General features: G+C 61.2%; 20 protein-coding genes and 2 pseudogenes. 12 read left to right on the forward strand and 10 right to left on the reverse strand.

Annotation, left to right across the window (positions count from 1 at the left end; translation table 11 throughout):
* The first annotated feature begins 51 nt into the window (after positions 1-51).
* Positions 52-483: a nuclear transport factor 2 family protein gene (locus tag VNV36_RS04000; protein WP_325716455.1), complete on the forward strand. Its 432-nt coding sequence runs from the start codon at positions 52-54 to the stop codon at positions 481-483.
* A gap of 175 nt (positions 484-658) precedes the next feature.
* Here the strand turns inward: VNV36_RS04000 and VNV36_RS25710 are convergent, their stop codons facing one another.
* Both VNV36_RS25710 and VNV36_RS25715 read right to left on the reverse strand, forming a co-directional pair.
* Positions 659-1,522 carry a methyl-accepting chemotaxis protein gene (locus VNV36_RS25710; RefSeq protein WP_414705495.1) on the reverse strand — a complete coding sequence of 288 codons (864 nt, stop codon included), beginning with the start codon at positions 1,520-1,522 and terminating at the stop codon, positions 659-661.
* Positions 1,517-2,293 (reverse strand): annotated as a pseudogene (locus VNV36_RS25715) (MCP four helix bundle domain-containing protein); the annotation flags it as partial. The gene VNV36_RS25710 and the pseudogene VNV36_RS25715, both read right to left, overlap by 6 nt.
* A gap of 214 nt (positions 2,294-2,507) precedes the next feature.
* Here VNV36_RS25715 and VNV36_RS04010 point away from each other — a divergent pair.
* Positions 2,508-2,822, forward strand: coding sequence for a DUF2388 domain-containing protein (locus VNV36_RS04010; protein WP_325716459.1), 315 nt, complete (start codon positions 2,508-2,510; stop codon positions 2,820-2,822).
* Between the two features lie 80 nt (positions 2,823-2,902).
* On the forward strand, positions 2,903-3,304 hold the full coding sequence (locus tag VNV36_RS04015; protein ID WP_325716461.1) for a hypothetical protein: 402 nt from the start codon (positions 2,903-2,905) through the stop codon (positions 3,302-3,304).
* Here VNV36_RS04015 and ligD read toward each other — a convergent pair whose 3' ends face one another.
* Positions 3,305-5,923 carry a DNA ligase D gene (gene ligD, locus VNV36_RS04020; protein ID WP_325716463.1) on the reverse strand — a complete coding sequence of 873 codons (2,619 nt, stop codon included), beginning with the start codon at positions 5,921-5,923 and terminating at the stop codon, positions 3,305-3,307.
* A gap of 195 nt (positions 5,924-6,118) precedes the next feature.
* Between ligD and VNV36_RS04025 the strand changes: the two genes are divergently transcribed.
* Complete coding sequence (locus VNV36_RS04025) at positions 6,119-6,577, forward strand: REP-associated tyrosine transposase (RefSeq protein ID WP_325716465.1); 459 nt, start codon at positions 6,119-6,121, stop codon at positions 6,575-6,577.
* 263 nt (positions 6,578-6,840) lie between these two features.
* Here the strand turns inward: VNV36_RS04025 and VNV36_RS04030 are convergent, their stop codons facing one another.
* A complete protein-coding gene (locus tag VNV36_RS04030) occupies positions 6,841-7,578 on the reverse strand; it encodes a tellurite resistance TerB family protein (RefSeq protein WP_325716467.1) in 738 nt (245 codons plus the stop codon).
* A 258-nt stretch (positions 7,579-7,836) separates the two neighbouring features.
* Between VNV36_RS04030 and pcsA the strand changes: the two genes are divergently transcribed.
* Positions 7,837-8,559, forward strand: a complete 723-nt coding sequence (pcsA, locus tag VNV36_RS04035; RefSeq protein WP_325716469.1) for a phosphatidylcholine synthase — start codon at positions 7,837-7,839, stop codon at positions 8,557-8,559.
* 143 nt (positions 8,560-8,702) lie between these two features.
* Here the strand turns inward: pcsA and VNV36_RS04040 are convergent, their stop codons facing one another.
* The 4 genes from VNV36_RS04040 to VNV36_RS04055 form a co-directional block, all read right to left on the reverse strand.
* On the reverse strand, positions 8,703-9,515 hold the full coding sequence (locus VNV36_RS04040; RefSeq protein ID WP_325716471.1) for a class I SAM-dependent methyltransferase: 813 nt from the start codon (positions 9,513-9,515) through the stop codon (positions 8,703-8,705).
* A 236-nt stretch (positions 9,516-9,751) separates the two neighbouring features.
* Positions 9,752-10,963 carry a cytochrome c biogenesis protein DipZ gene (locus VNV36_RS04045; RefSeq protein WP_325716473.1) on the reverse strand — a complete coding sequence of 404 codons (1,212 nt, stop codon included), beginning with the start codon at positions 10,961-10,963 and terminating at the stop codon, positions 9,752-9,754.
* Between the two features lie 90 nt (positions 10,964-11,053).
* A complete protein-coding gene (locus VNV36_RS04050; RefSeq protein WP_325716475.1) occupies positions 11,054-11,392 on the reverse strand; it encodes a hypothetical protein in 339 nt (112 codons plus the stop codon).
* Positions 11,393-11,425: 33 nt separating this feature from the next.
* On the reverse strand, positions 11,426-11,689 hold the full coding sequence (locus tag VNV36_RS04055; RefSeq protein WP_042609337.1) for a DUF2790 domain-containing protein: 264 nt from the start codon (positions 11,687-11,689) through the stop codon (positions 11,426-11,428).
* Between the two features lie 297 nt (positions 11,690-11,986).
* Here VNV36_RS04055 and VNV36_RS04060 point away from each other — a divergent pair, with 297 nt between their 5' ends.
* The 6 genes and pseudogenes from VNV36_RS04060 (at position 11,987) to VNV36_RS04085 (ending at position 18,709) form a co-directional block, all read left to right on the forward strand.
* Complete coding sequence (locus tag VNV36_RS04060; protein WP_039762337.1) at positions 11,987-12,727, forward strand: response regulator; 741 nt, start codon at positions 11,987-11,989, stop codon at positions 12,725-12,727.
* Positions 12,724-14,043, forward strand: coding sequence for a sensor histidine kinase (locus VNV36_RS04065; RefSeq protein WP_325716481.1), 1,320 nt, complete (start codon positions 12,724-12,726; stop codon positions 14,041-14,043). The genes VNV36_RS04060 and VNV36_RS04065 overlap by 4 nt, the downstream gene beginning before the upstream one ends.
* A gap of 221 nt (positions 14,044-14,264) precedes the next feature.
* Entirely contained in the window at positions 14,265-16,448 is a 2,184-nt protein-coding gene (locus VNV36_RS04070; RefSeq protein ID WP_325716483.1) for a hypothetical protein, read from the forward strand.
* Complete coding sequence (locus VNV36_RS04075; protein WP_325716485.1) at positions 16,435-17,481, forward strand: NAD(P)/FAD-dependent oxidoreductase; 1,047 nt, start codon at positions 16,435-16,437, stop codon at positions 17,479-17,481. The genes VNV36_RS04070 and VNV36_RS04075 overlap by 14 nt, the downstream gene beginning before the upstream one ends.
* Before the next feature lie 133 nt (positions 17,482-17,614).
* Positions 17,615-17,707 (forward strand): annotated as a pseudogene (locus VNV36_RS25900) (DUF6124 family protein); the annotation flags it as partial.
* A gap of 159 nt (positions 17,708-17,866) precedes the next feature.
* Positions 17,867-18,709, forward strand: coding sequence for an NAD-dependent protein deacetylase (locus VNV36_RS04085; protein WP_325716487.1), 843 nt, complete (start codon positions 17,867-17,869; stop codon positions 18,707-18,709).
* 93 nt (positions 18,710-18,802) lie between these two features.
* On the opposite strand, the gene VNV36_RS04090 is transcribed toward VNV36_RS04085, so the two are convergent.
* A complete protein-coding gene (locus VNV36_RS04090; RefSeq protein ID WP_325716488.1) occupies positions 18,803-20,419 on the reverse strand; it encodes a L,D-transpeptidase family protein in 1,617 nt (538 codons plus the stop codon).
* A gap of 151 nt (positions 20,420-20,570) precedes the next feature.
* Between VNV36_RS04090 and VNV36_RS04095 the strand changes: the two genes are divergently transcribed.
* Positions 20,571-21,284, forward strand: a complete 714-nt coding sequence (locus tag VNV36_RS04095) for a murein L,D-transpeptidase catalytic domain family protein (RefSeq protein WP_325716489.1) — start codon at positions 20,571-20,573, stop codon at positions 21,282-21,284.
* Here VNV36_RS04095 and VNV36_RS04100 read toward each other — a convergent pair.
* Positions 21,281-21,901, reverse strand: a complete 621-nt coding sequence (locus VNV36_RS04100) for a cell wall hydrolase (protein WP_325716491.1) — start codon at positions 21,899-21,901, stop codon at positions 21,281-21,283. The genes VNV36_RS04095 and VNV36_RS04100 overlap by 4 nt on opposite strands.
* Between the last annotated feature and the right edge of the window lie 171 nt (positions 21,902-22,072).

Below are 22,072 nucleotides of genomic sequence, written 5' to 3' on the forward strand. Positions count from 1 at the left end.
GATGAATGAGATATCAGCTATTTTCAAACCCAATAACAACAAGGAAAGAACATGACCAAGTCCCGCCTCCTGATCGGCTTTTTCTGCGCCTTCAGCGCCAGCGCCATGGCCGCCCCTGCCCCAGCGGAAAAGGAAGTTGCCCAAGCGGTCGACCACCTGACCCAGGCGATGCTGCACAAGGACATCGCCGAACTCAACGCCCTTACCGCACCGAACCTGACTTACGGCCACTCCAGCGGCAAGATTCAGGACAAGCAGGAATTCATTGCCGACATCGAAACCGGCCGCAGCGCATTCAAGACCCTGGAAATGCAAAAGCAGACCATCACCTTGTCCGGCGACACCGCGCTGGTGCGTCACCACTTCTCCGCGCAGGCGTTGAAGGGGGCCGAAGTGATTCCGACCGAAATCGAGAATTTTCAGATCTGGCAGAAACAGGGTGGGAAATGGTTGTTGGTCGGGCGGCAGGCGTTCAAATTCTGATTGGGGTGAATCTCTTGGAGATAGAGGTAGCCTGAACTGGCCTCATCGCGAGCAGGCTCACTCCTACAAAGGGTAGCGGTGTCATGCAGATCGCATTTACACCGCCAATCCCCTGTAGAAGTGAGCCTGCTCGCGATTGCGTCAGACCAGACACCACATAACCCTCAACTGAATATCACAAACGAAACCTGTCCACCGACCGCGCCAACTGTCCCGCCAGATTCGACAACTCGTCCGTGGTCGTTGCCGTCTGACCAATCACCCGGCTATTGCCTTCAGACATCCCGGCAATCATCTCCACCTGATGGGCGATTTCGTTACTGGCCATACTCTGTTCGCCAATCGTGCGGGTGATGTCGTTGACCAGTTGCGTGGTGCTCAGCGTGGCATCGAGGATTTCCCGGATCGCCCGCTCGACCTCGGCTGTCACTGCCATGCCCTTGTCGACCTGAGCCACGCCCGCCTCCATGCTGGTGACCGCTTCGCGCGTGCTGTTCTGGATACGCGCGACCATCGCCGCGATTTCCTGGGTCGAGGCGCTGGTGCGTGCGGCCAGACTGCGCACCTCATCGGCGACCACGGCAAAGCCGCGGCCCTGCTCACCTGCCCGCGCGGCCTCGATCGCGGCGTTGAGCGCCAGCAGGTTGGTCTGGTCGGCGATGCTCTTGATTACCTGAATGATGTTGGAAATTGCCTCGGATTCCTGGTCCAGCGTGCGAATCACCTGCGCCGACTGCTGCGCCGAGCGGGCGATGTCGTCCATGTCGCTGACCACTTGATGAATCACCCCACCGCCCTCCTTGGCCAGCGTTTCTGCCTGACTGGCCATGCTCAGGGCGCGTTCGGCGTGACGGGTGATTTCCTCGATACTGGCGGTCATCTGGCTGGCGGCAGCCGCCATGGTCCCGGCGGCGACGCTCTGTTGTTGGCTGCTGTCGGCGACCTGATGGCAGCCTTGGCTGAGCTGGTCGCTCATGCCGCTGACGCCGTGGGCATTGCGCCGTACCACGTCGATCATGTTGCGCAGATCGCGCTGCATTGTCGCCAATGTGCGGATCAAGACGCTGGCCTCGTCTTTGCCGGAGGGTTCGACGATCGGCTCGCTGAGGTTGCCATGCGCAATGCTCTCGGCGATGCGACTGGCGGACTTCAGTGGCCCGAGGATGCTGAGCATCACCCAGCGGCCTTGAACCAGCAGCAGCACCAGACTGGCGATCAGCACGATTCCAAGCGCGAAATTGGCGTTGCGAATGGCTGTTTCGGTGCCTTCGCTGGTCTGCCGGGTGTTGCTTTCGATCAGCTCGCTGAGCGCGGCCATCTGCTCTTCAAGCTGGCTGAACGCCGCGCTGAACGTGCCGAGTTGCTGCTGGGCGGTGTCCGGATCGTCCAGCGCCACCCCGACAATCTGCTCGCCCGTCTTGATGTAAGTGTCGAGGCTCGGTTTGATCTGCTCCAGCGCTGTACGCAACGACGGATTGACCGGCAGTTTCAGATTGGCTTCCAGCACTTCGCGAAAATGTCCGGCGTGCTCGGCCAATGAATCGCGCACCTCGTTCGCCGTGCCAGTGCTTTTGCCCAACCCCACCAGCATGGCTGAATAGACATCGGCGCGCAGGGCATCGTGCATCATGTCGGCTTCCATGTGATTGCGCAGTGCGCTCATGCTCACCGTGTTATCGCTGACCGCCGTGGCCATCCGCTGATTCCCGACATAACTGACCAGACTCACGACCAGCGCCGTCAGCAGGCTGGTCGCAATCAGCAACACCAAACGCAGTTTGATCGACACCGTGGAATCTCCCGTGGGCACGCTGGATTGCGCTTGTCGGTTTGAGTTAAGCCTATCTGCACAGAACTGCCGACACAGAACGTATCGGCTGATGTCGGCAGGGACTTGAATCCAATCTGGCCCGCGGGGGCGACCGCTCGCGGGTTTTCGCCGCTTATGGAACTCCGGCGCGGCGATCCCCTCTCAGGTTATGTAGTCCCTTCCTTTTTGCTTCGCGCTTGTGGAGGAACACGTCATGCGCAAGTTAGTCCTGCTTTCTTCTTTAATGCTTTGCCTGCCGGTGGGTTCGGCGTTGGCCCGCGTCGATGCGGGTGATGTCGCCACGTCGGCGGGTGTCTCCGCGTCGCTGTACTCGACCTTCAAAGATGACAAAATGGTGATTCCGGCCCGTGACGACGTGTCCGCCTTTGTCGCCAGCGGCGGTGCCATTCGTGGGGTTTATCTTGAATCGATATTGCAACAGGTGCGTCAGGCCAACCCTGGGCTGAACGCCAGCGATGAAGACCTGGCCAATGCCATTCTGGTGCAATACGAAGGCGTGCATCAGTAATCACGAGGGAAGCAGCGGCCGATGGACGGCCGCTGAGTGCGCATAGGCAAACGCGTTGACCGGCCTCTATGATGGAGGCCATGACGACCACCATGCCCCTGCGCTCTCCCTGCCCCCCTGGCGCCTGCATTTGCGGGCGCGATCCGTTGCTGGAAACCCCCGGTGCGGATTTGCGCATCCTGCGCCTGACGCGCGCCGAGGAGAAAATCCTTCTCGGCCGCCTCGAACAACTCAAAGACCTCGACGACCTCAAACACCTGCAACAGCGCATGTATGAGCAGTTGGGCATCCGCGTCGATGTCGCCCCCGGTTTCAATGAAGTGCGCACCATGCGCGGCATCGCCATCCAGGTCGATGATTTGCCGGGCCTGTGTCGCAAGACTCGCGCGGCGATCCCGGCGGCGATTCGCAAAGGTCTGGAAAATCATCCGCAAATCGCCTTCGAACTGCTCAACGCCCACGACTTGCTGCGCGACACCTGATCACTTTTTCATGCCGACCCGTTTGCGCATTTCGGCGGTGATGGTCTGCCGGGTTTTCTTCATGTCCGCCCAAGGCTCGTCACCGACTTCGGCCAGGCGTTCGTGAACGTTGTGGATGTTCCACTGGTTGCCTCCCTTGAGCTCGGCGACCTCCTCGCGATATACCGGCACCGACACCGGCAGGCCTTCACGAGTCCGCGCGGCGTAGGTGCAAATGGTGGTGGCGCCGAGGCCGTTGCGCAGGTAATCGATGAAGATCCGCCCCACCCGGTTTTTCGGCCCGGACACTGCGGAAATACGATCCGGCAGCAGGTTGGCCATGTGGCTGACGATGGCGTGGCTGAAGTCTTTCACTTCGTCCCAGCCATGTTTGCGAGTCAGCGGCACCACCAGATGGATACCCTTGCCGCCGCTGGTTTTCAGGAAGGCCTTGAGCCCGAGTTCATCCAGCACGGTGAGCGTCAGCGCGGTGGCTTCGACCATGCTTTTCCACGGCAGCGCCGGATCCGGGTCAAGGTCGAGGACGAAGCGGTCGGGCTTGTCCAGATCCACCGTTGTGGCATTCCAGGTATGCATCTCGACCGTGCTCATCTGCACCGCGCCGATCAGTGCTTCGGCGTTGTTGATCAGCATCACTGGCTGGCCGGTCAGCTCTTTGTCCAGCGTGGTAATGCCGGGGATCGCCAAGCGCTCGGCGTTTTTCTGAAAGAACAGCTCGCCACCGATGCCGTCCGGCGCACGCACCAGCGCCACCGGGCGATCCTTGAGTTGCGGAAGAATATATTCGGCAACGCTGGCGTAATACTGCGCCAACTGCATCTTGGTAGTGCCGCTGACCGCATCGATCACCCGATCGGGATGAGTGATGCGCACCTTGCCGCCGGCCAGACCGGCTTGCGACGGTGCAGTTTCGGCCTTGCTCGCTGTGGCTTTTTTTACCGGCTTCTTTGCAGCGGTTTCGGTTTTTTCCGGCTTCTGCGGTTTTTCGCTCTTGGCAGCTTTCACAGGCTTCGCTCGCTCCTCTGTAATGTCCTCGGCCGGCTTGTCATCGCGCATGCCATGGAATACGGCGTGACGTACCGAGCCATCCTTGGTCATCTCGGCGAACGCTACTTCGGCCAGCAACTTCGGTTTCAGCCAGTGCACGCCTTTGGCCTCGAAACCACTGGGCGGGTTGACCACTGCCGCGCTTTTGGTCTGCAACGGTTTGAGCCGGGCAAGGATGCTTTTCAACGTCGTTTCATTGAACCCGGTGCCGACCTTGCCGGCATAGCGCAACTCGCCGCTGTCTCGGTCGTGCAGGCCGAGCAGCAGGGCACCAAAGGCACTGCGCGCACCTTTGGGTTCGGTATAACCGACAACTATGAACTCCTGACGATGCTTGCACTTGAGTTTGATCCAGTCGCCACTGCGCCGTGACACATAAGGAGAACCGAGACGCTTGCCGATCAGGCCTTCCATCTGCATCTGGCAAGCGCTGTTAAGCAGCGCTTCCGGGGTCTCGGCGAAGGCTTCGGAGAAGCGCAGAGTCGGATCTTTTTGCGTGCCGAGAATCGTGCTTAGCGCAGCGCGGCGTTCCTCGACCGGCACATCACGCAGATCGACGCCATTGAGGTACGGCACGTCGAACAGGTAATAAACGATGTTGCCGCTACGTCCGGCTTCGAAGGCATTTTGCAGGGCCTGAAAATCCGGCACGCCTTGCTCGTTGGCTACCACCATTTCACCGTCAAGCCAGGCCGATTCGAGGCCCAGCGCCGCCAGCGCTTTGGCCTGCTGCGGCAGTTTGTGCGTCCAGTCATGGCCATTGCGGGTGAACAGCTGAACCTCATCGTGATCGATCCGCGCCATGATCCGGTAGCCATCGAACTTGATCTCATAGCTCCACTCCCCTTCGGGTGCGCTATCGACCAGCGTGGCCAGTTCCGGTTTGATCAGCGCCGGCAGTTTGGCCTTGCGCGCGCCAGTAAGCTGACCCGACGCCGGTTTGCGTGGCTTTGCCGGGGCCTTCTTGACCGGTTTTACCTGTTCAGCGGCCAGCGTGGGTTTGCCGACAATCGTGCGCTCGCTGAGCACGCTGTCGGGCTCGGCGACCAACACATCGAAATCATCCTGCGGGCGCGCGGCGTTATCCTGATGCTTGATCAGAAACCACTGTTCTTTCTTGCCCGGCATGTGCGTGCGCACCAGGTTCCAGACGCCGCCAAGCTTTTCGCCTTGCAGCTCGAACTTCAGCCGGCCCTTGGCGTAGGCCTTGTGCGGATCCTCCAGCGGAATCCACACGCCGCGATCCCAGACGATCACATCCCCGGCGCCGTAGTGCCCCTCGGGAATGCTGCCCTCGAACGTCGCGTAATCGAGCGGATGATCCTCGACATGGATCGCCAGGCGCTTGACCTTGGGATCCAGCGACGGCCCCTTGGGCACCGCCCAGCTCTTCAGCGCGCCATCGAGTTCCAGGCGGAAGTCGTAATGCAGGTGCGAAGCGTCGTGCTTCTGGATGCAGAACTGCAAGGCATGATCCTTGGCGGTTTTACGGCCCGGACGCTTGACAGCGGCCGGTTCCGAAGTCGCCGAAAAATCACGCATGCGGTTGTAATCGTCGAGATTCCTGTTCATGAGCACACCGATGGCGGACGGGTTCTGTTATGCAGAAGAGCGATATCGCCGCGGAAAAATTCAATCGACGTAAAAAAGCCCCGGACGGATGGAGCGACCGGGGCTCGTATCGACACATTCGGTAATTGCAGCGGGTGGCTAAACACGGTGCAGACGCTAGGTTTTTTTTCAGGATATTGAAAGGGAGGCAATGGAATGCCTGCTGCTGCGAAAGCCTGTCGTCTTAGAAAAGGCCGGTACTCTGAAACCGGAAGAATTTATCTGCTGACAGCTGTGGTTAACCAACGTGAGTGTGTTTTCACCAATTGGCACGACGGGAGACTGGTGGTCAACGAGTTGAGACGGTGCAGTGAAGCTGGACTCGCCACCTCTCTGGTGTGGGTCGTAATGCCAGACCATTTGCATTGGCTCGTTGAGCTTAATGAGGGCTCGCTCGCAGACTTGATGTGCCGCGTTAAATCCCGAAGTTGCCAGGCATACAATCGAAGACATGGCCGCCAAGGGCAATTGTGGCAGCGAGGCTATTACGATCGCGCCTTGAGACGAGATGAAAATCTTAAAGACGCCGCGCTCTATGTAGTCAGGAATCCCGTGCGAGCCGGCCTGGTTGCCCGCGTGGGGGATTACCCTTTGTGGGATGCCATTTGGCTTTGAGGATCAAAAGATCGCAGCCTTCGGCAGCTCCTACAGTTGCACCGTATTCCAACTGTAGGAGCTGCCGAAGGCTGCGATCTTCTACGGATATTCAAACGCGCGTCCCGCGCGGCAGGAATCCTGTCTAAACCGGGCTGGGGATTACCTTTTGTGGGATGCCATTGGCTTTGAGGAGCAAAAGATCGCAGCCTTCGGCAGCTCCTGCAGTTGCACCGTATTCCAACTGTAGGAGCTGCCGAAGGCTGCGATCTTTTGACGTTGCGTCAGGCTAATCCTTTGGCCTGCTGTTCCAGATGCACCTGTAGATCCGGATCGATTTGCAAGGCTGCAGCCAGTTCATCGAGGTAGCTGCGTTCGGCGTCCTGTTGATCGTCTATCAGCATCACGCTAGCCAGGTACATTTCCGCCGCCACGGCCGGGTCGTTTTCGGCAGATTGCGCCACTTCGCTGGGGTCGAGCGGCTTGGCGACTTCTGCGTCGAGCCATTGTTGCAACCGCGGGTCGGCGGTGTGCTTGCCGATTTCGCTGCTGATCAGGTGTTTTTCCGAGTCGTCGATGCGACCGTCAGCCTTGGCGGCGGCGATCAAGGCGCGTAATACCGCATGGCTGTGGGTTTCGATTTGCGGGCCGGCGAGCAAGTCGGCGGTTTGGGGCATTTCCTGCGGGGCCATGCTGGCCTGGCTGCGCTGCCAGGCTTGATACGCCTGGTAGGCCATCATGCCCAGTGAAGCGAGTGCCGCGTAACGGGTGCTGCCGGAACGGCTTCGGCTGCCGCCACCGAGGGCGCTTCCTGATGCGCCACCGCCGAGCAACCCGCCAAGTAAACCGCCCAAGCCGCCGAGGCCAGCGGAAGGTGCGCCGCCACCCGCCCGTGTCTGGCCACCGCCGCCCAACAGGCCGCCGAGCAATCCGCCCAGACCATCACCGGCCGAAGCGCCACGTTGTTGTCCTGCCGAGGCCTGTCCTCGCAGCAGTTGTTCGAGCAAATCACTGGTGTTCATGACGTCATCCTCAAAGCCCCGGCCCGATTGCGTCAGGCAACCATAGACCGACCCAGTCATAGCGCCAGCACCGTTGGGCTGAAGCCTGATAATCGATGAATCGCTACGCAAGAAATTTCCCGACAGCCAGCTAAGATTCAAGGGTGGTGAACCTTATCCCGGCCAAACCGGTCGATAGCTGCAACCCGACCCGGTTTGCCGACGCCCTTTTACCTGAGGGTGATACCCGGCTTGCTTCACTTTCTGGAGAACGCCCCCGTGATATCCACCGTACACATCGCCAGGCTCAAAGCATGGGGCGCCCATGGTTTTACTGCGACCGGCGTGGTCAACGCTTTCCTGGCCACCCTTGCCCTGCTGGAGAATCAGCCGATCCATTGCCTGATGTGGCTGGGCGTGGCGTTGATCGTCGACGGCCTCGATGGCGCGCTGGCACGCAAGGTCAACGTGCAATCGGTGCTGCCGAGTTTCGACGGCTCGATCCTCGACCTGGTGATCGATTACCTGACCTACGTGTTCATCCCGGCACTGTTCATCTACCGCTACATCCCCCTGCCCGATTACACCCTGCTGCTGACGGTATCGGTGATTCTGGTGTCGTCGCTGTTCTGCTTCTGCAACGTCAACATGAAGAGCAAGGACAACTACTTTGTCGGCTTCCCGGCCGCCTGGAATGTTGTCGCGCTGTGCCTGTATATCATCGGGCCGGGCCCGTGGATCACCTTTCTGACCGTGATCGGCCTGGCGCTGCTGACGGTCACGCGGATGAAGTTCCTGCACCCGTTCCGCGTGCGCCGGTTCATGCCGATCAACATCGCGGTGACGGCGATCTGGCTGTTGTGCAGCCTGTCGCTGGTGCTCAATCACCCGGTGAGCAACCCAATGGTGATGGGCTTGTGGTTGTTGATGTCGGCTTATTTCCTGGGCATCTGCATTTGGCGTACGGCGCTGGAGTGGTTTGACCGGCCGCAGGTGAAATAGGCTGCAAACGCTTTCCCACCTGTGGGAGCGAGCCTGCTCGCGAATGCCGTGGACCCAACAACATAAAAGTTGCCTGGCACACCGCCTTCGCGAGCAGGCTCGCTCCCACAGGGATGTTCATCCACCAGTGAAATCGATGTGAACTAACGTTTGGTAATCACCACTTCCAGATACTCACTCGGCACCACCAGTGACTCCTCCCCCGCCCGGTTCGAGCGATTAAGCAACTGCGTCAGATCATCCTCCAGCGCCTGCACGCCTTCCGGCGGGAGCACGGCGAAAGCTTTGTGCACCGGTCCATACCAGTGGCGGAAGACATCGATAAAGTGCGCGGCCGAGCGGTAGCGGAAATTGAAGTGGCTGCGGGTCACACGGACGACGAAGTCGCGATCATCGAAGTGCTTGTGCAGCCACGCATCCGAGCCCCAGTTTGACGGCGGCTGTGCAACCGCTGGCGGTGGCAGATGCTGGCCGAGGGTTTTGAACATCTGGCCGACAAAACCCTCCGGCGTCCAGTTGGCCAGACCGATCCGCCCGCCACGACGACACACCCGCCCCAACTCAGCGGCGGCGGTGACTTGATCGGGGGCGAACATGACCCCGAACGTGGACAGCACGGCGTCGTAACTTTCATCGGGAAATGGCAGTGCTTCGGCATCGGCCACCTGGAAGATCACCTCCAGATGCTCGGCCCGGGCGCGATCCTGGCCGCGCTCCAGCAAGGCCGCAACGTAATCGGTGGAAGTCACCACACAACCGCGCCGCGCGGCGGCCAGCGTTGCGTTGCCATTACCGGCAGCGACATCCAGCACTGCTTCATCACAGCGCAGGTCGCAGGCCTCGGCAAGGTTTTCGCCGACGATTTGCAAAGTGGTGCCGATCACGGCGTAGTCGCCACTGGCCCAAGCGACTTTCTGACGTTCCTTCAGGGCGGTGAGATCAATCGGGGTACTCATGACATCGAGCTCCGTGGCAGAGAAAAAGCACGGGCGCAGACGCGGACCGTGCTCTATCACTATCGCGCCGGGACTCGATGGCGTCCCTGTCAATCGTCCGGCGACCTCATAAACCGGGGACTTTGCCGATGAGCGGTGGAAATCTGTCAAGCGCATGAAACAGGTTGCCTGGCAGATCGCTGCAGATACCGACAATGGCTCATGGTCCGCGACCTCTGAGCCATTGCTTTTTTTGTTCAGGCTGCCGGTGCCTTGGCCTCCTCCAGCAACTGCTTGATCATCTGCTCCTGCGCTTCGTAACGTCCTTCACCAAAGTGGCTGTAACGCACCTGGCCCTTGGCGTCGATCAGGTAATGCGCCGGCCAGTATTGGTTATCGAAGTTGCGCCAGATGGCGTAGTTGTTGTCGATGGCTACCGGGTAGGTGATGCCCAGCTTTCTCACCTGATCCTTGACGTTGCTGATGATGCGTTCGTAGCCATATTCCGGCGTGTGCACGCCGATCACCACCAGGCCGTCCTTCTCGTATTTCTTCGCCCACTCTTTGACGTACGGCAAGGTGTGCTGACAGTTGATGCAGTCGTAGGTCCAGAAATCCACCAGAACCACCTTGCCGCGCAGGGATTCGGCGCTCAGTTGCGGTGAGTTGAGCCACTGCACAGCGCCGGACAGCGACGGCATCGCGCCCTGGGCCTCGTCCATCAGCGAATCTGCGCGGACTTTGCTGACGAAGTAGTCGACGACTTTCGGCACGTTTTCCAGGACGTTTTTCTCAACGCTGGCGACGCCTTCGGAAGAAGTACTGGCGAGCAGTGTCTTGTCCGCGCCGGTGGCAATTACCGCCACCGTGGCCAGTACCGCAACCCCGGCACCACGGCGCAACCAACCGCTGAACGGAATCGACGGTTTCAGCCGGTTGACCAGACCGCGCCCGGCGAAGATCAACGTACCCAGTGACAAGGCACTGCCGGCACCGTAAGCCAGCAGCAAGAGACTGGTCTGCGCATTGGTGCCTTGCAGCATCGCGCCGGTCAGGATCACCCCAAGAATCGGCCCGGCGCAGGGCGCCCACAGCAGGCCGGTGGCGACGCCGAGCATGATCGAGGCCAATGGCCCGGCACGTTTACGGGTGTCCTGATCGAGACGATTGCCCAGGGCGACGAAGGGCCTGGTCAGCCAGTCACCGACGCGGGCGGAGATCAGCGACAGGGCAAACAGCGCCATGACGATCAGGGCAACGTGGCGGCCGGTGTTGCTGGCCTGAATCACCCACTCGCTGCTGACCACAGCGAGGCTGGAGACCAGCGCGAAGGTCAACGCCATACCGCCGAGCGTCAGCAGGATGGATGAGCGTGTACGGTTGGCGCCAGCGAACAGAAACGGCACCACCGGCAGGATGCAGGGACTGAGGACGGTCAGCAGACCGCCGAGAAATGCGATGAGGTACATAACGGGGTCACCTTGAATGTGGGGGGCTGGGCACGCAACCGGGCAGCGAGGGAAACGTCCCTCGCTAGCCTGCTTTATCTACGCCGTGGCTCATGCGGTCTGGCCGTCCAGCAACTGCCCTTGCGGCGTGCGACTGGCACCGTTTTCTGCGACCAGTTGGCCTTGCGGCGTACGGCTGGAACCATCAGCGGCAACCATCTGGCCCTGCGGCGTGCGGCTGGAGCCATCTGCGGCGAGCGTCTGGCCCTGCGGTGTCCGACTGGAGCCGTCAGCAGCGATCAGCGCATCGCTACCCTCCTTCGCCACCGTGGTCAGCTGGAAGCAGGTGCTGTGGGCGCAACCGCTCTGCTCCACAACACTGTTGGCGTGGGCAGCAACACCGGTGAAGGCAAAGGCAATAGCAGTCAAAAAGCGCGAGACGTTGTTCATGGCAAAACTCCTTGGAGAAAAAGTGGGGATGACTCAGTTCTGGTTGTTGCAGCCGTCAGCGAATTTGCTGTAATCCAGCTCGCGGGTTTTGCCGGCCGAATCGAGGTAGGTCATGCGTGCCTCGGTGATGCCGCAGGTCACTGAGGTGTCCTCGGTCATCGACAGCACTTTCTTGATATCCAGATGGGTGCCGTAGGTGTAGGTTTGCCGGCTGACGTCGGCTTCGGCGTGGGCCGACAGGGTGCAGATATTCAGGGCGGCGAACAGGCAGGCGGCGAATACGGATTTGTTGTTCATGGTGGTGTCCTCAAGGCTTCAGTGGGTTTGAGCCGAGGCCATCTGTGTGTGCCTCGATGGAGCCTATTTGAGGCTTTGGAGGTATCGCGTCTGTGTCAGGAAAGGACGAGAATCAATCGCTGTGTATCCACGTCGTGTGTAGATACACAGCGATACAAACCCCGGAAAAAATCGCGTTTTTGCGTCGGCGTGTATCCGTCGTCGAGGCAGATACACTGCAATACAAAGGCAGGCAGGCGTGCGGTCATCGGCGCTATAGACTGCACGACATTCCCCTTTTGACAGAGGCTTGAACCGATGGAACATGTCGATCACATTCTCATCGTCGACGACGACCGCGAGATCCGTGAACTGGTAGGCAACTACCTGAAGAAAAACGGCCTGCGCACCACGGTGGTCGCCGATGGCCGGCAGATGCGCAGCTTCCTCGATGCCAACACCGTCGACCTGATCGTGCTCGACATCATGATGCCCGGTGACGATGGCCTGCAGCTGTGCCGCGAATTGCGCGTGGGCAAACACAAGGCCACGCCGGTGCTGATGCTGACCGCACGCAACGATGAAACCGACCGTATCATCGGCCTGGAAATGGGTGCCGATGATTACCTGACCAAACCGTTCGCCGCTCGCGAACTGCTGGCGCGGATCAACGCGGTATTGCGCCGCACCCGCATGCTGCCGCCAAACCTGGTGGTCACCGAGGCTGGACGTTTGCTGGCCTTCGGTCGTTGGCAACTGGACACCTCGGCCCGCCACCTGCTCGACAGCGACGGCACCATGGTTGCCCTCAGTGGCGCCGAATACCGTTTGCTGCGCGTATTCCTCGACCACCCGCAGCGGGTACTCAGCCGCGATCAGTTACTCAATCTGACCCAGGGCCGCGAGGCCGATCTGTTCGACCGTTCCATTGATCTGTTGGTCAGTCGCTTGCGTCAGCGCCTGCTTGACGATGCCCGCGAGCCGGCCTACATCAAAACCGTGCGCAGTGAAGGTTATGTGTTCTCGCTGCCGGTGGAACTGCTCGGGGCCTCGGCATGACCTTCAAACTGCAATGGCCGCGCACACTCGCCTCGCGTCTGTCGCTGATTTTCCTGATCGGGCTGATCCTCGCCCAGGGGCTGTCGTTCGGCGCGCAGTACTATGAGCGTTACCAGAGTGCGAAAAGCACCATGCTCGGCAATCTCGAAACCGACGTCTCGACCTCGATGGCAATCCTCGATCGCCTGCCTGCCGCAGAACGTCAGGCCTGGCTGCCACGGCTGGCGCGGCGCAATTACGGCTACCTGCTCAATGAGGGCGAACCGGGCATGCCGGTGACTTCAAGCGACGAATCGGTTGCCATCGCTTCAATCACCGCCGCCATCGGCGACACCTACCCGATCGTCTTTACCGAGATTCCCGGCGAACCAAGAAGACATTTTCAGGGCCATTTGCGCCTGAGCGACGGCAGCCCGGTGACCATCGACCTGCGTCCGGCGATGGTGCCATTGTCGCCATGGTTGCCGGTGGTGCTGCTGGGACAACTGGCGTTGCTGATCCTCTGCACCTGGCTCGCGGTGCGCATCGCCATCCGCCCCCTCACCCGTCTCGCCAATGCCGTGGAGACTCTCGATCCCAACGCGCACCCGATCAGACTCGACGAGCACGGCCCGACCGAAGTGGTCCACGCGGCACGTGCCTTCAACGCCATGCAGACGCGCATTGCCGCTTATCTTAAAGAACGCATGCAGCTGCTCGCCGCGATTTCCCACGACCTGCAAACGCCGATCACGCGGATGAAACTGCGCGCGGAGTTCATGGACGACTCGGTGGAAAAAGACAAGCTAAGCAGCGACCTCGGCGAGATCGAACATCTGGTGCGAGAAGGCGTGGCCTACGCCCGCAGCATTCACGGCGCCACCGAAGAGAGCCGGCGCACCGATCTCGACTCGTTCCTCGACAGCCTGGTGTTCGATTATCAGGACATGGGCAAGGACGTGCAGCTGGGCGGCAAAAGCAAAGCCGTGATCGATACCCGCCCGCAGGCATTGCGCCGGGTGCTGGTGAACCTGACCGACAACGCACTGAAATTCGCGGGTGCCGCGCAGTTGCAGGTCGAAGCGCACGACAACAGCGTATCGGTGAAAGTCCTGGATCGCGGCCCGGGCATCGCCGAAGCGGAACTGGCGCAGGTGATGGAGCCGTTCTACCGCGTGGAAAACTCGCGCAACCGCGACACCGGCGGTACCGGCCTCGGGCTGGCGATCGCTCAGCAATTGGCGATGGCGCTGGGGGGGTCACTGATATTGAGCAACCGTGAAGGTGGCGGCTTGTGTGCCGAGCTCAAACTGCCGCTGCAGAGCCAGGCCTTCTGACTGTGCCTGTTTAAATTTCTTCCCCAAGCCACTGCTGTTTCCGGACAAACAGCAGGCGTCTGCCTACAGCTTCGCCGGAATCGCCCGACTGTTGCGCTCAAGCGCCCGCCTTTATCGTTGTCAGCGTGTCCCCACGCCCCCGCTACTGTCAGACCTGACAGTAGCGGGCATCAGCGTTCTGCTGTCTGATGACCGCACGCGAACCGCAACGAGGATCAGCCATGAGCTTGCTCGAATCCGTCACCCAGGTATGTCATCGACTGGCCCCCGGCGGCTGGCATTCGCTGATGTTGGCCCACGGCCTTGATCTACTGGCCGAGCCACTGGCGGCCGAACTGCGGCGGCCACTGACCATCGATCGCTCACTGAGCGGGTTCGAAGATTTCAACCTTGACGGCAACCGCGCGATCGAAGCCGCAGCGCCCTCGCGCAGCCTGCTCTATCACGCCCTCGCCTCGCCACGGGTGACTGTCGACGAAACCGGAGCGGATCTGCGGCTGTTTGCGACGCCAGCTGAAATCGAGGCCGTGCTCGATTATCTCTACAGCATTGCCCCGCCCACACTCGACCGACTGCGCCAGCAAGCGGGAGACGCACCGCTGGCGGTGGTGGCGTTCGCCAGCGAATATCGCTGCGCAGCCGACACCGTGCACGGTCAGCATGCCGATTTGTGTTTTTCCCGTACCGGCATTGCGCGTGTCGGCACCGCCCCTGCCCGTTACGAAGCCAGGCTGCGTAGCTTTCTGCCGTTTGTCGAAGATGACGAACGCGGCATTCGGGTGATGCCGGTGCGCTACAGCGCCTACATCGCCATGCAATTGCGCGGTGACGCACAGCGTTTCGGGCCGCTGGACTTTCAGGCCGAGGTCGATCCCGGGCTCGATTTCTGGGTGCCGCTGCACAAGTTGTTCAACGGCGATCGGTGTCTGGCAGGCATGGAACTGTCAGTGACGCTGCAAAACCATCAGGTCAACGAGAAATTGCGGCACATCCACTTGCGTCACAGCGGCACCGGCTGGCAGGAACCACAGATCAGCCAGCCGCCCTTTGTCGTGGTCGATGGGCTGGCGGACTGGGCGGCCAGCGAAGACTTCGGCGCGGGCCTGCTGCTGCCACAACCGAAAGCGCGGCTGGTCGAACCTGCGCAGGTCGAGGGACGGCCGCTGTCGTTTCTGATGCCGGCCAACACCGCCGGCATGGTTCATGGTCGGCACAAGGTTGACGCGGATGGCAACATCGAGGACTTGAACCAGCGCGCCGATGTCGAGGCGCTGGTGCGTCAAGGCGGCTATCAGGCCTTGCATTATCAGGATGCGACCGCTGACGGCTGGGTTCGCCCCGACTGCCCGGCACTGGCGGGCAGTCTGCCGACGGTCGCCGCTTATTCGATCATCGGCCCTCCGGATTTCTACCCGCTGTGCAGTCAGCGCAAACTGTTGAACTGGGTCCGAGAGGAGCCGCTGTTCCCCGATGCAAACATCTGGCACGCCCGCCTCGAAGCACTTTCCAACGTGCGCTACTGCGCCAACCTGAATCTCAAGGATCAATTGTTCTGCGCCAGCGATCGCGGGGTGACGGCAATCGTCGCCCTGGCTGAATCCCGGCAATCGACACCCTTACAGATGCCGCTCGAGTCCGGTTCGCGTCCATCCTTTCTGCCCGACAGCGCGGCCGGTGTGTTCGGCCCGGGTTGGGAGGTGGGCTGGGTTCGGCAGAAAACGCCCGATCAGCAGTGGATCAATATCCTCGCTGGCTATCAGATGGCGAGCCCTTTTCCCGAAGATGCGAAAATCTGTGCGGCACTGGGCTCCTTCTGGCCTGGGGTTGCGCCGGACTCGGCGCGTGTTTTCGAGCCACGTTCAAGTTTGCACACCATCATTCCATTGACCGATGAGGAAATCGGCCAGAACGGCGCGGTTGCCTGGGATGATCAACAGGGGCCGCAAGTGATCGTTCAGGACAATCGACTGATCGCCCAATACCACGCCTACGCCCACGCCGATTACACACAAGTCGCCCTTGATGGCCGGTTTTCCCTGAGCCAGACCGGCCATACGTCGCAAGCCGTGTACCAGCGCCGCGTCGTCTCGATGTACCGCGTCTACCGAGCGCTGGGTGCTGCCGGCGACAACGCCCAGCGTAATGCCTGGCCGGTATTGTCGTTTCGCGAGGTTCAATCGCCGGACAGTGAACTTGATACCGCACAGCACCAGGCCGGGCGAGTCCTTGAGGGATGGGTTCAGCGGTTTTCGATGTACAAGCGCGGGGCGGTAGGCATTGCCGATGAAGATTTCAAGCTGCGTCACGTTGAGATCGAGGAACAAGTGCTGCTGTTTGTCAGCGCCGAGGCCATCCTGATGAAACGGGGTGCCGGTCGCTGGCAGATCGCTGTTGAAACACTTTGATGTGGTGGTGATCGGCGCGGGACCTGCGGGTTGCGCGAGCGCCATCTGCTGTGCCCGCCGCGGGTTGCGTGTGGCATTGATCGAACGCCAGCGCTTTCCTCGATTCCGCCCCGGCGAAAGCCTGCATCCGGGTATTGAACCGTTGTTGCAGCAACTGGGCGTCGGCAACCTGCTGCACGCCCAAGCGACGCTGCGCTTTGAAGGTCAATGGGTACACTGGAACGGCCCGCCACGTTTCAATGCTTTTGGCGCGGATGCAAACGGGTCGTGGCGCGGCTTTCAGGTCAGCCGCGCGCAACTGGACGGCGCATTGTTGCAGCAAGCGGCGTCAGCGGGTGTGCAGGTGCAGCAACCCTGTCGGGCGCGCAAGCTGCTCACCCATGGACACCGAGTGATCGGCGTAGAGACCGACCGCGACTGTCTTTACGCCTCGTATCTGATCGACGCCAGTGGCGCAGCCGGCTGGCTGGGCCGGCAATTGCAGCTGACAGAGCAATTCGCTTCTCCTGCGTTAGTGGCCCGCTACGGTTATTTACGGGGGTGTGTCGAGCCTTACGCAAGCCATCCGCACTTGCACGCCACACCTGATGGCTGGACGTGGCTCGCTCAGGTTGAGGCGCAGTTGCTGCACTGGACGCATCTGAGCTTTGAAGGCGACTCTCTCCATGCGTCAGCGCTTTCTGCACGAAGGCTGCCCGAAACCCTGCGAGCGTTGCCGCAAGAGGGTCCGACAAGGGGAGCGGATGTAACCTGGCGTCACAGCGCGGCGGTTGCCGGTGAAGGCTACTTTCTCGTCGGCGATGCGGCAAGCCGGCTCGATCCAGCGTCTTCGCACGGTGTACTCAAGGCGCTGATGAGCGCGATGCAAGCCGCCCAGGCCGTCCATGACGGTCTGCTTCATCCGCCTCTGCAAAACCTGGCGCAAGCGCAGTACCAGCGCTGGTTGGGCGCATGGTTCGAACACGACGTGGCACACCTGCGGCGTTTTTATCGCCAACACCCTTGTCCGCCCCGATGGTTGAGCCCTGACTGACGCGTCTTTGGCGCTACGTCTGTGGCTTCTGGGCGCACGCCTGTCGTTCATGGGCGCAGTGAATCGGCAAACCGGCGCCAGACTCAATCTTTACCCGGTCGAGGGGGCCCCAAGACCCTGCCCTGTCCGCGACCAGAGCCGAACGCTGATGGGGATCGCGCGGTTGATCATGCTCGGCGAACTGGCGGTGAACCGGGTGCTGGATAATCTGGAGTTGCCCGGCTGAAAAGGCTGGCAAGAACCTGTGGCGAGGGAGCTTGCTCCCGCTGGACTGCGCAGCAGGCCCTTCCCTTCAAGGGCCGCTTCGCGCCCCGGCGGGAGCAAGCTCCCTCGCCACAGTGGTTGATGCTAACCTGCGGGCACTGCCCATTCTGGAGTGCCGACCATGCTCGACAGCCCGATCCGCGAACACCTCGACACCCTGCTGCAGGCCCTGGCCGCTGATGATTTTGTGGTGCTGACCGGCGCTGGCATCAGCACGCCGTCAGGCATTCCGGATTACCGCGACAGCGATGGTGTACGCCGGGGACGGCAGCCGATGATGTACCAGGAATTTCTCGCCGCGCCGGAATCACGTCGACGCTACTGGGCGCGGGCCATGCTCGGCTGGCCGCGTGTGCGTCAGGCACAGCCGAATGCAGCCCATGAGGCGCTGGCCACCTTGCAACAGAGGGGCCGCATCAGCGCTTTGATCACGCAGAATGTCGACACCTTGCACGATCAGGCGGGCAGTCACGATGTGATCGAGTTGCACGGCAGTCTGCATCGGGTGCTGTGCCTGGACTGCGGGCAGCGCAGCCAGCGCGATGAGATCCAGCGCCAGATGGAAGCGCAAAATCCTTATCTGAGGGGTGTTGATGCCGTGCAGGCACCGGATGGCGATACCTTGCTCGACCCGGCTTTCGAGGCGCGGTTTCAGGTACCGCAGTGCCCGCATTGCGCAGGTGAGCGGATGAAGCCGGACGTGGTGTTTTTTGGCGAGAACGTGGCTCAGGCTACGGCGGCGCGAGCCATGGCCGCTGTCGAGAATGCGGCGGGCTTGCTGGTGGTCGGGTCGTCGTTGATGGCGTATTCGGCGTTTCGCTTGTGTCGGGTGATTGCCGAACGTGGCAAGCCGTTGATGGCGATCAATCTGGGCAAGACCCGGGCCGATGATCTGCTCGATTTGAAGATTGAAGGGTCGTGTGAAGAACTTTTGCCGTGGTTGGTGGGGGAGCTGGATCGGTGAGATTTTGAGTATTGCGCTCGACTCAAGATTCGCCCCCTCACCCCGGTCAGGCCCCTCTCCCAAGGGAGAGGGGCCTGACCGGGGTGTTCGGACTCAGTGCGCCCGGTCCAGCCCCACCAGCAACGCGCTGTCGTGGCTGTAGATGTCCGGGGCATAACGCACATGTCCGGCACTGTCGACCTGCGCTGTCCAGTAAGTCATCAGGATCGGCACCGGCGCCGACAGACGAAATTCATGGGTGGTCCCGCTGGCGAGCAACGTGTCGGTGCGGGCCTTTTCCGCCGGGGACAGCAGCAGATCGCGCAGTTGCAGCGGATGCTCGACGCGCACGCAGCCGGAGCTGAATGCTCGCGGGCCTTTCTCGAACAGCGCCTTGCTCGGCGTGTCGTGCAGGTACACCGAGAACGGGTTGGGGAAGCGAATGACCATTTGCCCCAACGGATTGCGCGGACCGGCATCCTGACGCAGAAGAATGTTGCCGGGGTTGTCCCAGTCGATGTCCGCCGCTGCCAAAGGCTGGCCGTTGGCATCGAGCACTTGCAGGTTCTGGCGGCTGAGGAAGGTCTGGTCCTTGCGGATTTCCGGCAGCTTGTCTTCTTTCCAGATGGTCGGCGGCACGGTCCAGGTGGGGTTCAGCGTCAGCCGGGTGACGCGGGATTTGAGCAGCGGTGTCTGACGCTCGGCGCGGCCGACCTGGGTGCGGGTCTGCCACACTGGCTGACCGCCCTGATACAGGGTCAGCTCAGCGGCAGCGACATTGACCACCAGACCGTTGGGCTCCATGTCCTGCGCCAGCCAGCGGAAACGCTCGAGATTGACGCGCAACTGATCGCGGCGGGTCAGCGGGCTGATATTCAGCTCGGCAATCGTGCCCGGCCCGACCACGCCATCAGCCTGCAACGAGTGACTGGCCTGAAAATGCTTCACCGCCTCCACCAGCACGTCATCGTAGGCATTGCCCGGCGTGACGACGGCGTGAGCCAGATAGCCTTCGTTGTACAGACGCTGGGCCAGTTCCGGCACACGCTTGTCTTCCATGGCCGGGCGCAGCAACGGGCCATTGCCGAGCGGTCGCCATTGCGGCAAGGCCTGCAAGCGCTGTGCGGCGTACAGCTGCCGCAGACTTTGATATTGCGGCAGATGCGGACGCGCCAGATCGAACGCCGCCGCAATGTCATGGATGCCCGGCACGGCGATGCTGAGCAAGCGCGACTGGCGGTCGGTCGACGGGCCGTCAACCTGCCACAGCGGTTCGAAATGCGACTGCAACAGACGACCGTAATGCAGATCCTGCAAGGCCTGCAGGTAGTTGCGGCTGATATCGATGTCTGCACAAAGCTCGCCATCCTGCGGCGGCGTTGTCGGCACGGCATAGCGAATCGGATTCAGCCCGTCGTCCGCCAATAGCTGCAATTGCGCGCGCAAGGCTGGCAATCGCGCCGACTCACTCGCCCACACCGGCATCCAGTCCTGCTGCTCGTAGAACGCCTGCAGCTGGCTCAGCGCCGGGCCATTGAGGCGCGGGGCAATCGCCGGACACGAGTGCGCCAGGCTGATCAAAACCGCCTGCAACGGGCTGCTCGGCTCTACCGGCAATTGCGCGGGCGCCGTCGGCGGCGTTTCAAGCGGTGGCAGCGGCTCATCGGCGCAAGCGACAAACGGCGCAGCGAGCAAACAAATGCTCAAGTAGCATGCGTACTTTTTGAACAACTGCTTTACTCCAATCCATGGCCGTCCAGATGACGGCCAACCTTACATCAGGTGCGCTGAACAGTCAGGCTCGAACCGCGAGCCTGCGGGTATTGACTGGGAGTCAGGAGCCAAAGTGCCGTTTTTGTAGCAAGTGAGGACACTTTATAAAATGTTGACGTTTTTGCGCCGACTTCTGTTGAGCACCGCGACCCTCGTCGCTGTGACCAGCCCAGTATTTGCCGCCGGCAAGCCATCGCCGGTTCTCTACAACAGCCTCGCCCACGCCGCGCCGCAACTCAATCCCCAAGCGCTCAAAGGTGCATTGAGCGCCATGCAGTGCGCGCTCAACAACGGTGCGAAACCGTCGCGACATCTGGCGATCATCGATTATTCACAACCGTCCACCGAACGCCGCCTGTGGATTTTCGACCTGAACAAACAGAAGCTGGTGCTGCGCGATCTGGTCGCCCACGGTTCGAACTCCGGGGAAAATTTCGCCACGCAGTTCTCCAATCGCGAAGGCAGTTATCAGTCCAGCCTCGGCCTGTTCCGCACTCAGGAAAGCTACGAGGGTACCCACGGTTATTCGCTGCGCATGGACGGCCTCGAACCCGGTTTCAATGATCTGGCCCGCGACCGCGCCATCGTGATTCATGCCGCCAGTTACGTGAACCCGTTGTGGAGCAAGCGTCAGGGGCGCATCGGCCGCAGTCAGGGTTGCCCCGCCGTGCGGCCGCAGATCGCCAGACAGGTGATCGATCGCCTGAAGAACGGCCAGTTCATGTTTTCCTGGTATCCGGATCAGCGCTGGCTGCAAAAGTCTCCGTACCTGAACTGCCAGCCGCAGCAGGTAGCGAGCATCCTCAACACCCACGCCAGTTAACGCGCGTCGCCCCCGGCAGGTTTGTAGAACAGAAACTTGCCGGTCTGCGCCGTATTGCGGTACGCCCTGGCCCAGCTCGGGTGCACATTGCGGTCATGGAAATACAGGGCGCCACGGGTGCGATCCTTGAGCTGGCGGTTCAGCGCCTTGCCGGCAATTTCCTTGGCCAGAGCGTATTCGGCGTCTTCCTTGACCTGATCAGGCTTGCCATCGCACCACCAGGAAAACTGACAATTGCCGGTTTCCGACCCTTGCTTGACCACCGCACACACCGTGTCGGGAAAGCCTTCATGGCCGAGGCGATTCATCACCACGCTGGCGACGGCCTCCATTTCCGGGGTGCTCTTGCCCTTGGCTTCCCAATAGATGCTGCGCGCCAGACAGGTCAGCGGATCGTCCAGCGGCGCGGCGCCGGCCGGATCCACGGCTTGCGCCTCGGTCGGGGTAATGGCTTCGGATTTCGGCGCCGGAGCAGCGCTGACCTTGTCCGCCGCTTTCTCCTCCAGCACTTGGGCCTTGTGTTCGGCCTTGGCCTCGATCGGGGCCTGAGCGCCGGCCCATGCTGCGCCGGCCAGAAAGGTACACAACAAACCGCCTGCCAAGCCTTTCAATCCCATGTCGGTTCTTCCGTCAATGCCCGCCGGGGGCAACCTGTTTCGTCGGTGAGACGCCCGCAATCCGGGGGTCTGCGCAGAGTGTAGCGAGCAAATGCGCGAACACTCCAGTGCAGAAAAAAATTGCCGAAAAGAAAAAGACATTGCACCCACCGGGGGCCTTTCGCGCATCAT

It is taken from the genome of Pseudomonas sp. (assembly GCF_035554175.1).
Lineage (GTDB): Bacteria > Pseudomonadota > Gammaproteobacteria > Pseudomonadales > Pseudomonadaceae > Aquipseudomonas.

Excerpts from the sequence above, each read along its gene's own strand:
- VNV36_RS04040 (WP_325716471.1), bottom strand. The coding sequence starts at position 9,515 with ATGAGTACCCCGATTGATCTCACCGCCCTGAAGGAACGTCAGAAAGTC.
- VNV36_RS04025 (WP_325716465.1), top strand. The coding sequence starts at position 6,119 with ATGCCTGCTGCTGCGAAAGCCTGTCGTCTTAGAAAAGGCCGGTACTCT.
- VNV36_RS04015 (WP_325716461.1), top strand. The coding sequence starts at position 2,903 with ATGACGACCACCATGCCCCTGCGCTCTCCCTGCCCCCCTGGCGCCTGC.
- VNV36_RS04055 (WP_042609337.1), bottom strand. The coding sequence starts at position 11,689 with ATGAACAACAAATCCGTATTCGCCGCCTGCCTGTTCGCCGCCCTGAAT.
- VNV36_RS04065 (WP_325716481.1), top strand. The coding sequence starts at position 12,724 with ATGACCTTCAAACTGCAATGGCCGCGCACACTCGCCTCGCGTCTGTCG.
- VNV36_RS04045 (WP_325716473.1), bottom strand. The coding sequence starts at position 10,963 with ATGTACCTCATCGCATTTCTCGGCGGTCTGCTGACCGTCCTCAGTCCC.
- VNV36_RS04100 (WP_325716491.1), bottom strand. The coding sequence starts at position 21,901 with ATGGGATTGAAAGGCTTGGCAGGCGGTTTGTTGTGTACCTTTCTGGCC.
- VNV36_RS04010 (WP_325716459.1), top strand. The coding sequence starts at position 2,508 with ATGCGCAAGTTAGTCCTGCTTTCTTCTTTAATGCTTTGCCTGCCGGTG.
- ligD (WP_325716463.1), bottom strand. The coding sequence starts at position 5,923 with ATGAACAGGAATCTCGACGATTACAACCGCATGCGTGATTTTTCGGCG.
- VNV36_RS25710 (WP_414705495.1), bottom strand. The coding sequence starts at position 1,522 with ATGCAGCGCGATCTGCGCAACATGATCGACGTGGTACGGCGCAATGCC.
- VNV36_RS04060 (WP_039762337.1), top strand. The coding sequence starts at position 11,987 with ATGGAACATGTCGATCACATTCTCATCGTCGACGACGACCGCGAGATC.
- VNV36_RS04050 (WP_325716475.1), bottom strand. The coding sequence starts at position 11,392 with ATGAACAACGTCTCGCGCTTTTTGACTGCTATTGCCTTTGCCTTCACC.
- VNV36_RS04070 (WP_325716483.1), top strand. The coding sequence starts at position 14,265 with ATGAGCTTGCTCGAATCCGTCACCCAGGTATGTCATCGACTGGCCCCC.
- VNV36_RS04000 (WP_325716455.1), top strand. The coding sequence starts at position 52 with ATGACCAAGTCCCGCCTCCTGATCGGCTTTTTCTGCGCCTTCAGCGCC.
- VNV36_RS04030 (WP_325716467.1), bottom strand. The coding sequence starts at position 7,578 with ATGAACACCAGTGATTTGCTCGAACAACTGCTGCGAGGACAGGCCTCG.
- VNV36_RS04085 (WP_325716487.1), top strand. The coding sequence starts at position 17,867 with ATGCTCGACAGCCCGATCCGCGAACACCTCGACACCCTGCTGCAGGCC.
- VNV36_RS04095 (WP_325716489.1), top strand. The coding sequence starts at position 20,571 with ATGTTGACGTTTTTGCGCCGACTTCTGTTGAGCACCGCGACCCTCGTC.